This window comes from Candidatus Bipolaricaulota bacterium, assembly GCA_021159055.1.
GTDB lineage: Bacteria > Bipolaricaulota > Bipolaricaulia > UBA7950 > UBA9294 > S016-54.
The window spans coordinates 1-11321 of the sequence record JAGGSO010000128.1 but is presented as its reverse complement, the minus strand read 5'-3'; the positions used below and the strand labels follow the sequence as shown (position 1 = coordinate 11321).

Genomic DNA, 11321 nt, shown 5'->3' with positions numbered 1-11321 from the left:
GTCATGGTGACGGCGCTGCACGACGTCGAGGATCGTGTCAAAGCCCTTGAAGCGGGGGCGGACGACTTCCTCACCAAGCCGGTGGACAAGACGGTGCTTCGTGCGCGGGTGCAGTCGCTCCTCAAGGTGAAGGCGTACAACGACCACATGCGCAACTACCAACAGGAACTGGAGGCCGAGGTCGCCAAGAGGACCGAGGAACTGCAGCAGGCGTTCGAGAAGGTCAAGGAATCCTCACTGGAGACGATCTATCGTCTCGCCCGCGCCGCTGAATACAAGGACGAGGATACCGGAACCCACATCATGCGGATGAGTCACTACGCCGCCACCGTCGCCCGCGAGCTCGGCCTTCCCGAAGACGAAGCGGAATCGATCCTCTATGCTGCTCCAATGCATGACGTCGGCAAGATCGGGATCCCCGACCGCATCCTGCTCAAGCCGGGAAAGCTCGATCCGGATGAATGGAAGGTGATGAAACAGCACACCCTGATCGGAGGAAAGATCCTGTCCGGTTCCGAGGCCGGATTCATCAAGCTGGCCGAGGTGATCGCCCTCACCCACCACGAGAAATGGGATGGGAGCGGCTATCCCAACGGGTTAACCGGCGAGGACATCCCGATCGCCGGGCGGATCACCGCGATCGCCGATGTGTTCGACGCCCTCACTTCAAAGCGGCCGTACAAGGAGCCGTTCCCGCTTGAAAAGTCGTTTTCGATCATCCGGGAAGGACGGGGAACTCACTTCGATCCGGCGGTGGTCGATGCCTTCTTTGCTGTAACGGATGAGATCCTCGCCATCAAGGAGCGGTTTAAGGGGGAAGGCGACTCCCCGCTCCTTCGTATGGCAAGCTGAAACATCAATTGCTAGCTTAAAGAAAATCCTGATAAGGACGCTGCTTCTTGAATTCATGCCCTAAATATGTTAAAATGCTATGTAAGTAAACGCTCGGCCGCGGCACAGCAAGTCAACGAGGAGAGAACATGGCAGTGCACGAAGCAACGAACGATCGATCCTCGGATGAGGCGGAACGCTTACGGGAGATGGCGGAGTTGAGGGGATCCGGGGATCTATTGCAAGCCGTGCTCGAGGCCGCGGAAGGGATCATATTCGCCAAGGACCTGGATGGCCGCTACGTCCTGGCCAACCCTGCGTTCTCCCGTCTGGTCAACCTCCCGCTGAAAGAGATCATCGGAAAGAGGGATGAGGAACTCTTCCCGAAGGAAGAGGCAGCCCGGCTGCGGGCCGGGGATGCGACGGTCGTTGAGACGGAAAGGCCGCTGAGCAGTGCGGACCGATTGACCATCGGCGGGAAGGAGCGGGTGTTCGTATCCACCAAGGTCCCGCTGCGGGATAAATCCGGGAGGATCATCGGGATCTCCGGGTTTGCCACCGAGATCACCGATGAGATACGGATACGGGATCAGCTTGCGCACTTGAATCAAACGCTCCGCGCCATCCGCGCCGTCAACCAGCTTATCACCCAGGAGAAGGACCGCGCCCGCCTGCTGCAGGGAACCTGTGAACTGCTCATCGAGACCCGGGGCTACCACAGCGCCTGGATCGCGCTCCTCGATGGGAACGGAGGCTTGACCGCGTTCTTCCATGCCGGTTTGGACGACGAGGCTGCTTCTCTCGAAAAGATGCTAAGAAACGGGGAACTACCGGAGTGCGTCCGCCGTGCGCGCGAACGGTCGGGCGTGGTGATGATCGGGAATCCGGCATCCGAGTGCAACGACTGTCCGCTTCTGGGGAAGGCCTCTGAGCAGCGGGAATTGACCGCTCGGTTGGAATACGGAGGAAAGGTCTACGGGGTGGTCTCGGTGAGCGTTCCGCGGGAGTACGCCGCGATAAGGGAGGAGCAGGAGCTCCTTCGCGGGCTCGCCCGGGATGTCTCGTTCGCCCTCCACGCCATCGAGGCGGATGAGGCGCGGCGCGAGTCGGAGGAGCTCTACCGATCAATCGTCGAGAACTCGCACGCCGGGATCCTCGTTATCGACGAGGCATATCGTTTTATCTATGTGAACGATGAGCTCTGCCGCATCCTCGGTCGCGGTTGCGAGGAGATCCTTGGCCACGATTTTCGCGAGTTTCTCGATGAAGAATCCCGCGACCTTGCCACCGAGCGCTACCGCCGCCGCCAGCGCGGGGAGAAGGTCCCGTCCCGCTACGAGTTCAATGTGGTGCGGAAGGACGGGGAAAAGAGACGGGTGGGAATCAGCTCCACCGTTATCCGTGATTCCACAGGGCGGGTGAGGACGATCGCCCAGCTCCTCGATATCACCGATCTGATGCATGCGGAGGAGAAGTTAAAGGAGAGCGAGGCGAAGTATCGCTCGCTGATCGAGGACGTGCTGGACAGCTCCTCGGTGGGGGTCTTCATCCTCGATTCTGACTTCAAGGTCGTCTGGATAAACCGTGCCTTGGAGCGCTACTTCGGCCTGCGGCGGGAGGAGGTGCTCGGCAGGGACAAGCGGGAGCTGATCCGCACCCGGATCAAGGACATATTTGAGGATCCGGACGGCTTTGCCGAGAAGGTCCTATCTTCGTATGAGGACAACACCTATGTCCAGCACTTCGAGTGTCACGTGCTGCCCGGCCCGGGACGGGAGGAGCGCTGGCTCAACCACTGGAGCCAGCCGATCCGCTCCGGGCGCTACGCCGGGGGGCGGGTGGAGCATTACACCGACATCACCGTTCGTAAGAGGCTCGAAGCATCCCTGCAGGAGTCGGAAGAGCAATTCCGCTTCGTGGCCGAGTCTGCGGCTGACGCCATCATCATCGGGGACGGCGAAGGGAAGGTCGTCTTCTGGAACAAGGCCGCGCAGGAGATCTTCGGGTACACCGCCGAGGAGATAGTCGGCCGCTCCATCGCCCTGCTCATGCCGGAACGCTTCCGGAAGAACTTCTTGGAGCGGATGGAACAACTGCGGAAGACGGGAGAGGTCCCGGGCACAATAGGGCGGATGATCCAAACCGGGCTACGGAAGGATGGGAGCGAGTTTCCGGCTGAGATCTCCTACGCTGTTTGGAAGGACGGGGATGAGATGTTCTCCACCGCGATTATCCGCGATATCACCGAGCGGATGGCAGCGGAGAAGGCCCTAAAGGATAGTTACGAAAAGCTGGAAAGGACACTGGAGGGGATCGTCGAGGCGTTGGGGGCGGCGATCGAGCTGCGGGATCCCTACACCGCCGGGCACCAGCGGCGGGTGGCGGAGCTGGCGGTCGCGATTGCTGAGGAGATGGGACTTCCTACCGAGAAGGTCGAGGCGACCCGCTACGCTGCCCTTGTTCACGACATCGGGAAGCTCGCCGTGCCCGCCGAGATTCTCGCCAAACCGGCGGCGTTGACGGATACGGAGTTCGCCCTGATCAAGTTCCATCCGCAACAAGCCTACGACATCCTCAAGGAGATCGACTTCCCTTGGCCGCTCGCCGAGATTGTCCTCCAGCACCACGAGCGGCTTGACGGCTCGGGATATCCGAACGGCCTGAAAGGCGATGAGATCCTTCTCGAGGCGCGGATCATCGCTGTCGCCGATGTCGTCGAGGCGATGAGCTCGCACCGGCCCTACAGGCCCGCCCTCGGGATCGAGGCCGCCTGCGATGAGATCAAGGCGAAGCGAGGGAGGCTGTACGACCCGGACGTGGTCGACGCCTGTGTATCCCTGTTCGAGAAGGGCTTTTCGTTTGCATAGAGGATGGGTAACTTAAATTTTGGGGCATTACGAGCGGGATCGATGGATCGGGTAAACTATCCGGACCAATGATGGTATGGATCGGGGTCTCTCTCGCACTCGTTGCGCTCATCGTTTTCTCTCGCTACAGCCTCCCGCTCGGGATGGGGATCTCTGCGCTCATTCTCGGGGCATTCACCCTTTCTCCGGCCGGGATCGGGACGGCACTCCTGCACACGTTCGGTGATCCTTCTGTGCTTCTTCTCGCGCTCGTCGTCGGATTGATCCCGATGATCGGTGGGGTCCTCGAGGAGAGCGGCGGAATCGACCAGCTGGTGGGGAACCTGCGGATCGGAGTACGCCCGTTCCTCGCATTGGCTCCCGCCCTCCTGGGGATGCTCCCCATGCCCGGCGGGGCGCTTCTCTCCGCCCCGCTTCTCGAACGGGGCGCTCCAAATGTTTCCCCGGACGTGAAGGCGGCAGCGAACGTGTGGTTCAGACACGCGTTTCTGCTCGCCTATCCTCTCGGTACTTCGCTCATCGCCTCGGCGAAGATCTCAGGGTTGGATTTGTACACCGCAATCCTCTACCTCCTTCCTGCGTTCTTTTTGGTGATTGGGCTCGGATACCTGTTCCTCCTGCGAAAAGCGCACGGGAGGGCGAGTTACAACGAGCGGTTCTCCGGCCGCGAGCTGGCTGTTCCGCTCGGGATCATCCTCGCCGCCCCGGCGATCGACCTCGTCCTGAAGAAGACGCTTCCCCTTCCCTACCCGGAGATCGGGACAGCCGTCGGGGTGGCGGTCAGCCTTGGGCTCGGGGTGTGGTTCGCCAAAAGCGGGTGGAAGGACCTGGCCGCGATCTATCGGAGGATGCGCCCTCATTACTACGCCGGGATCATCTTCTCCATGTTCTTCTTCCTGAACGTTTTTGCGGCTTCGGGCGCCCCGGAGAAGATCGCCGGGCTTTCACTTCCCCCGGTGGCCCTCTGCGTGGCGATCGGGTTCCTGCTCGGGCTCATCACCGGGAGGATCCAGGCCCCGATCTCGGTCGTCATTCCGATCTACCTCACCACCCATGCTGCGGTCTCCGGCCCGGTGTTTGGAGTAACCTACTTTGCGATCTATCTCGGGTACCTGATCACCCCGATCCACCCGTGCGTCTCCGTGTCCCTTGCGTACTTCAAGACCACGATGCCTCAATTCCTCCGCCAGATGGCGATCCCGGTCGGAATCGCCTTCCTTGCCGACCTGGCAGTGGCGTGGTTCGTGTTGTGACAATTTTCTTGACACCGCCGCCTGATTGTGCTAGGCTGAAGCATCACGAGAAAAAGGGGTGGTAGAGATGAAGAAGCTACAACGACCGACGACGATCCTCCTTCCGGAGCTCTATCTCAATAATAACCACCCCCTCACCTGCAATAATGCCCCCTGCGGGGCGAATAATTAATCGACCACTTTAGTCTATATTTTCTTTCAGCTGAATGCTGACTATAGCTTTGCCTATTATTGATTAAGTTAAAATTTAAGGAGGTTTATAATGACTGTTGCTGTCGATAAAAAATTGGCGACCGTGTTGCAGGTGAAGAGTGAGATCGTGCGGGCGGCGGGGGAGTACCTCCGCAAGCAGGGGTTTATCGAGATCCTCCCGGTGATCCTGTCGCCGGTGACCGATCCCCTGCACCACGAGACATACGACGGGGTGGTGGACTACTACGGCCGGCCGTACACCCTGACCAAGAGCATGATCCTCCACAAACAGATCGCGCTCCGCACCGTCCCCCGCATCTTTGCGTTCTCTCCGAACGTGCGGATGGAGCCGGAGGAGCGGGCGCCGCTGCGCCGCTACCTGGCCGAGTTCGTCCAGCTCGACCTCGAGGTACGGGACGCGACCCGGGACGAAATCATGGAGATCGGGGAAGGGTTGTTCATCGCAGTGGTGAAGGCCGTCCGGGATAATTGCGCGGCGGAGCTCGAATCCCTCGGTCGCGAGCTGGAGGTCCCACGAGCGCCGTTTGCCCGGATCGCCTATCAAGATGCAGTGAAGCGATTCGGGGAGCACTATGATGAGCCGCTGTCGGCGTCCCTCTCCGCCCCGGCGTGGCTGATTGACTTCCCCCGTGAGGTACGGGAGTTCTACGACCGCGAGGATCCGGACCGGCCGGGGATCCTCCTCGACATGGACCTCATCTATCCCGAGGGATACGGGGAGGCCCTATCCGGTGGGGAGCGGGAGCACACCTTCCCCCGCATTCTCCGCCGACTGGAGCAGGACGGTATTTCACCCGACAGGTTCGCCGAGTACTTGAGGTTCGCCGAAGAGGGGCTCCCGGCGTCGGCCGGGTTCGGGATCGGGATCGAGCGACTCACGCGGTACATATGTGGCCTCGACCACATCAAGGAGGCGCGGCTGTTTCCCAAGGTACCCGGAGAGATCAACGCACTGTGATCGGGAGGACGCGGCGCGGATGATCATTCCGCGCCGCGGTTGCCTATAGCTTTCGCATCCCGGGAATAAAATAACCGCTCAGGCCTGCGATCCCCACGGCGACACCACCGGCGAGAATGAGAAGCGGAGCAGTGAACAGGGTGAGGAGGCCGCCGATAGTGGCGAGAGCGATGGGTTCCAGACTGCTCGATACGGCCTGGTCGGCGGCGAACACCCGTCCCTGCATCTCGTTCGGGGCGTGGGTCTGAAATATGACGACGCTGAGGACGTTGGTCAGCGCCGCCGCCGCTCCCACGATGACCAACGTCCCCATCGACAGGATCATGTGGCGGGAGAGACTGAAGAGCAACAGCGCTCCGCCGATGGTCACGACCCCCCAGATGATCCCGAGCCCGGGTCGGGAGACCCGCTTCACCGACGCGGTCAGTAGCCCCCCTACCAGCATCCCCACCGAGATTGCCGTCGCCAAGAGCCCGAACCCCTTGGCGCCAGCGTGCAGCACGTCCTTGGCCATGACCGGAAGCAACACGTTCATCGGGGCGAGGAAGAAGTTGACCACCCCGAACAGGAAGATGATGTAGAGCAGGGTGTGTCTCCGGAATATGAACCGGATGCCTTCGCCGATATCGGCGATCATCGGCCTGATCCCGGCTGGAAGCGCAGAATGTGGGGAGGGGAAGGAAGCGAACAGGAGGGAGACACCGGCGAGGAGAAAGGTGGCCGCGTCGATCCACATCGTCGCGCCGCTCCCGCAGAATCCGACCAAGACCCCTCCGATCGCCGGGCCGGCGATCCCGGCGCTGCTTGCCGCGATTTGGTAGAGGGAGTTGGCACGCGTCAATTGATCGGCCGGCACCAGATTGGGGATCGATGCCTGCAGTGCCGGTTGATGAAAGAGGGTGGCGGTTGCCCGCAACAGGGAGAACAGGTAGACCTCCCACAGCTCCAGACGCCCGAGGACGAGAAGGGTCGCTGCCGTCCCGATGATCAGTCCGTTTGCCAGGTTCATCCCGATCATCACCCGGCGCCGGTCGATCCGGTCGATCACCGCACCGGCGATCGGGCCGATGAAGACACTGGGGAGAGCAGTGGCGATGGCAACGTTCGCCAGCACCGCCGCCGACCCGGTCTTTTCCAACACCCACCACAGCAACGCGATATAGGTGAGTTGGCTTCCGAAGAGCGATACACTCTGCCCGCCCCACACCAGGATAAAGTTTCGGTTACGCCAGATCGACCCCGATCTCCCCATAAAAATCAGTATATACGCTTATCGTTAGTTGTTCCAGTTTATCGCTTCCCGCAGAGCGGCATCGGCGTGGAGGGCAGCGGTGTCGAAGACGGGGACGGGAACGTCATCCTGCCTGATCAGAAGCGGGATCTCGGTGCAGCCGAGGATGATCCCCTCCGCGCCGCGGGAGATCAGTCTTTCTATTACTGATAGGCAGAATCGCTTTGCCCCGTCGTTCAAGATCCCGCGGGTCAGCTCGTCGTAGATGATCCGATGGAGTTCGGCCCGTTCGTCTTCCTCCGGGACGATCGACTTGATCCCGTGCGATGCAAGGCGGTCCTGGTAGAACTTCCCCTCCATCGTGTAGCGGGTGCCGAGGAGGCCGACGCGGGATAGCCCTGCCTCCTTGATTGCGGCCGCAGTCGGATCGACGATATGGATCAAGGGAAGCGGGGATTCCCGTTCGACCTCGTCGAATACGCGGTGGAGTGTATTCGCCGCGATCAGCCCGATCTGCGCTCCAGCGGTGTGCAGGGTGTGAAATATCCGGGTCATCGCCCGAGCCATTGCATCCCAATTCCCGGTTTGTTGCCAATCGACAAACCGCTGAAACGAGACGCTGTGGATCAGGATCTCGGGATAACCGTAGTCTCCGAACCGGCGGGTGTACTCGCGCGTAATGCGCAAGTAGTAGCTGACTGTCGACTCCGGGCTGACCCCGCCGAGGATCCCAATCCGCTTCACTGATACGGCTCGACGACCTTTACAACCTCAGGATAGTCGATTCCGAGGCGCTTCAGTGTCGCGATCGTCGGGACACCGTCCTTGGTCCAGCCGCGGCGGGCGTACGCTGCGTCGCACAGCTTCTCATACTGCTCCTCGCGGAACTTGCGCAGCGCCTGGAGCTTCTCGGCCGTCGTCATCCCGGTCGGGTCGATCCCCACCTGCTCTTTCAGCTGCTTGTCGTAGCGCTCGGCGCGCGATTCGTACTCCTCCTCGGTGACCGGTCCGGCGGAGCGGTACGGGATCCTATCGTGCTCCCGCGTCCCGTAGCCGAGACGGAGGTTGAACACGCGCTGGAAGTTGTAGGCGCGCTCGGACTGGAGGATCAGATCGTCCGGAGTGACCTCGACGCCGGTGATCCCACTGAAGAGATCACAGTAGTTTTTCACGTGATCCGGCACCTTCGCCGCTTCGATCCCGGAGAATCGCTTCTGGTTGTCAGCCGGCTCGATGTCGTTCCACGGGAGCTTGCACATCCCGACGAGCCCGAACCAGGTGCGCCACATCGGGAAGTAGTGGAGGGCCTCGGCCTTGTCCTCGAACGTCGGGATCTGGTTGTTCACCATGTCCATGAAGATCAGCCACGCCTCGTCGTGCTGCGGCCCCTTGAGCGCAAGGCCGTAGCCGCCCTGCATGGCGAGCGACTCCTTGGTCACGTACTCGGAGTACTCCATCCCCTTGCACTCCATCCCGATGTCGTCGAGGAACTTCCGATCGGCGCCGAACTCCCGCACGAAGTGCTCCTTCATCCGCCGGATCCCCTGCCCGGCGATCACGCCGAACCCCTCGCCGCGCGCCATCTGGTGGAGGAGTTCGAGCGCGGCCTCGGCGTTTCCGAAATTGAGTTCGAGCCCACCGGTCCGCTCCTTGTTCAGGATCCCGGCCTCGTAGCACTCCATCACGAACGCCGTCCCGGTGGTGAACGAGATCGTGTCGATCCCGTAGGTGTCGCAGTAGAAGTTCATCTCGAGCACGAAGTCGGGATCGAAGATCCCCATGTTCGCACTTCCTGCCGCGGTCTCGTACTCCGGCCCGTCGACCAGCACCTTCATCCCCTTGTACGGCCCGGTCCGAAGCTCGAAGTCGTCGACCGCGTGCGAGCAGGACATCGTGCACCCGAGCCAGCAGCCATCCGGCATCCCTTGAGTGAACCGGGTCCGCCAGACCGAGGAGTCGATCTTGTGTGCATCGGGGTGGGAGCCGAATTTGTAGTTCTTTACCGGGAGGAGGTCGTATTCGTTCATGATCTCGACCAAGTGGGAAGTCCCGACGTGGCGCATGTCGTTCTGCGATGAGTCGAGCTCGAGGATCTCCTTATTGATCCGCTCGCCGGCCTTGCGCACCCGCTCGGGATCGGCGGGATGGTTCGACTCTCCGCTGATCCCGTGCTTCTTCACCACGAGGGCAGCGAGTTTCTTGTCGCGGAACACCGTCCCGATCCCGCCGCGGCCGGCCTGCTTCACCCTCACTTTTTTCCGCTTCATGTCGAAGAAGCTGAAGTTGAGGCAGCCGATGCGGGTGTGCTCCGCTCCTCGTCCGGAGGAGACGGTGGAGACCGCGAGGAGGTCCTTCGGGGACTGCGAATCGGCGAAGGCATGAAGAAGCCGCTCGGAGATGACGTGGGTGTTCAGGTCCTCCTCCGGGGACTCGAGGATCTGGACAATGCCGGCGTCCCCGTCGATGAACACGATCACGTCCTTGTCGGATTTACCCTGGATCTCGAGGGAGTCCCAGCCGGAGAACTTCAGGTACGGGCCGAAGTAGCCGCCGACGTTGGAGTCGATCACCGCCCCGGTTGTCGGTGAGAGGCTGACGACGAGCGACTTACCCGCTCCCGGGTACGTCGTGATCCCCCCGATCGGCCCGGCCCCGATCACGATCTCGTTCTCAGGATCGTTCCATTTCGTGTCGTCGTTCACCGCGTGCCACAGCCGCCACAGCCCGAAGCCGCGCCCGCCGACGAACTTCTCCTTCATGTCGTCGGTGACCGGTCGGGCTTCGATCGTTCCGTCACCGATGTTCACGTACAGCGTCTTCCCGGTGTAGCCACGCTCGACCGGTGCTGGCTCGTACTTCCACTCCGCGATCACCCGATAATCTTTCTCCATTCCTCTCCTCCTCGATTTGCGGTTGTCCAAGTGGGAATGAGTTTAGAGAAGAATCGGTCGATTCGCAAATGAGAGAAACGCCCGTCTTTGACAGAGGAGAACAATAAGTCCTAGCATGAAGTCACCATTGGCGGAAAAGGGGATCCATCCCTAGAGATTCCGTACCGCAGGAGGTGATCATGATGGTGCGGCGGTTCGCGGTGGTGTGCGGAGTTGCAGCAGCGCTTGTTACGCTGGCAGTTGTGGGATATCCCGAGAGCTGGAACGGGATACCCGCGCCCGACAGTCCAAGGGCAAAGTACGGCACCAGCGTCGTCGTCCTGGATGACGGTCGGGTGATCGTGTATGGCGGTGAGGACTACCGTGGGGACTTGCAGAATACCATTGTTGGTTTCTGGAACGACAAATGGATGCAATTGCGCACAACGAACTCGCCCCCGGCGCGGCTGGGGGCCAGCCTGACCCAGGTCTCGCACCACGAGGTTGCCCTGTACGGCGGCGTAGGGGAGTCCGGAGTGCTGAATGACCTGTGGATCTTGGATATAGACACCGGAGAGTGGCGGCAAGTGAGGGTGGGGAACGCTCCACCGCCGCGGAGATTTCACGTTGCCTTCTATTACGAGGGGACCTTGTACATCGCCGGAGGCGTGGGAAACGACGGGAAGCCCCGCCGGGACCTGTGGGGTTACCATCTGGAGTCCAACGCCTGGACCCAGAGGCCGGACGCCCCGGAGGACTTCTGGGGGGCGTACGCGACCGTGTCCTGCGAGAGCCCTTGCACGGCGGTCATCCTGGGGCCGGTGTCCCTGGCCTACGACCTGGTGAAGGGGGAATGGCGCCCGCTTAACACCCGAGGTAACGTGCCCCCGCCCAAGTACCTGGCTGCCTTTGCCCGGCGAGGAGACAGGATTGACATGTTCGGTGGCCTCTACACCAATGGGCAGAAGGTCTATTCCACCCCCTGCCACTTCAGCTACGACCTGGCGACGGGTTCCTGGATCTACCATCACGGCGTCCCCTCTCCGTTCGAGGATACCGGCCTGTGGGGAGCCCAAGCATTTTGGTACGAGGAGCACG

General features: G+C 61.3%; 8 protein-coding genes. 5 read left to right on the top strand and 3 right to left on the bottom strand.

Annotation, left to right across the window (positions count from 1 at the left end; all coding sequences use genetic code 11):
• The 4 genes from J7J55_06625 to J7J55_06610 form a co-directional block, all read left to right on the top strand.
• On the top strand, positions 1-852 hold an 852-nt coding region (locus J7J55_06625), incomplete at its 5' end, for an HD domain-containing protein (protein ID MCD6142374.1).
• Between the two features lie 188 nt (positions 853-1040).
• Positions 1041-3698 (top strand): PAS domain S-box protein, encoded by a 2658-nt coding sequence (locus J7J55_06620; protein MCD6142373.1) that lies wholly within the window; start codon positions 1041-1043, stop codon positions 3696-3698.
• A 68-nt stretch (positions 3699-3766) separates the two neighbouring features.
• Complete coding sequence (locus J7J55_06615) at positions 3767-4951, top strand: DUF401 family protein (GenBank protein ID MCD6142372.1); 1185 nt, start codon at positions 3767-3769, stop codon at positions 4949-4951.
• 262 nt (positions 4952-5213) lie between these two features.
• Positions 5214-6122: an asparagine synthetase gene (locus J7J55_06610; protein ID MCD6142371.1), complete on the top strand. Its 909-nt coding sequence runs from the start codon at positions 5214-5216 to the stop codon at positions 6120-6122.
• Positions 6123-6165: 43 nt separating this feature from the next.
• Here J7J55_06610 and J7J55_06605 read toward each other — a convergent pair whose 3' ends face one another.
• Genes J7J55_06605 through J7J55_06595 form a run of 3 tightly spaced genes read right to left on the bottom strand, consistent with a single transcriptional unit; the run spans position 6166 to position 10244 of the window.
• Positions 6166-7374 (bottom strand): MFS transporter, encoded by a 1209-nt coding sequence (locus tag J7J55_06605; protein MCD6142370.1) that lies wholly within the window; start codon positions 7372-7374, stop codon positions 6166-6168.
• A gap of 24 nt (positions 7375-7398) precedes the next feature.
• Positions 7399-8097: an aspartate/glutamate racemase family protein gene (locus tag J7J55_06600; protein MCD6142369.1), complete on the bottom strand. Its 699-nt coding sequence runs from the start codon at positions 8095-8097 to the stop codon at positions 7399-7401.
• The gene (locus tag J7J55_06595; protein ID MCD6142368.1) at positions 8094-10244 is read right to left on the bottom strand and encodes an aldehyde:ferredoxin oxidoreductase; all 2151 of its coding nucleotides are present in this window, start codon (positions 10242-10244) and stop codon (positions 8094-8096) included. The genes J7J55_06600 and J7J55_06595 overlap by 4 nt, the downstream gene beginning before the upstream one ends.
• A 335-nt stretch (positions 10245-10579) precedes the next feature.
• Here J7J55_06595 and J7J55_06590 point away from each other — a divergent pair.
• Positions 10580-11321 (top strand): hypothetical protein (locus J7J55_06590; protein MCD6142367.1); only part of this gene is annotated, 742 nt, incomplete at its 3' end.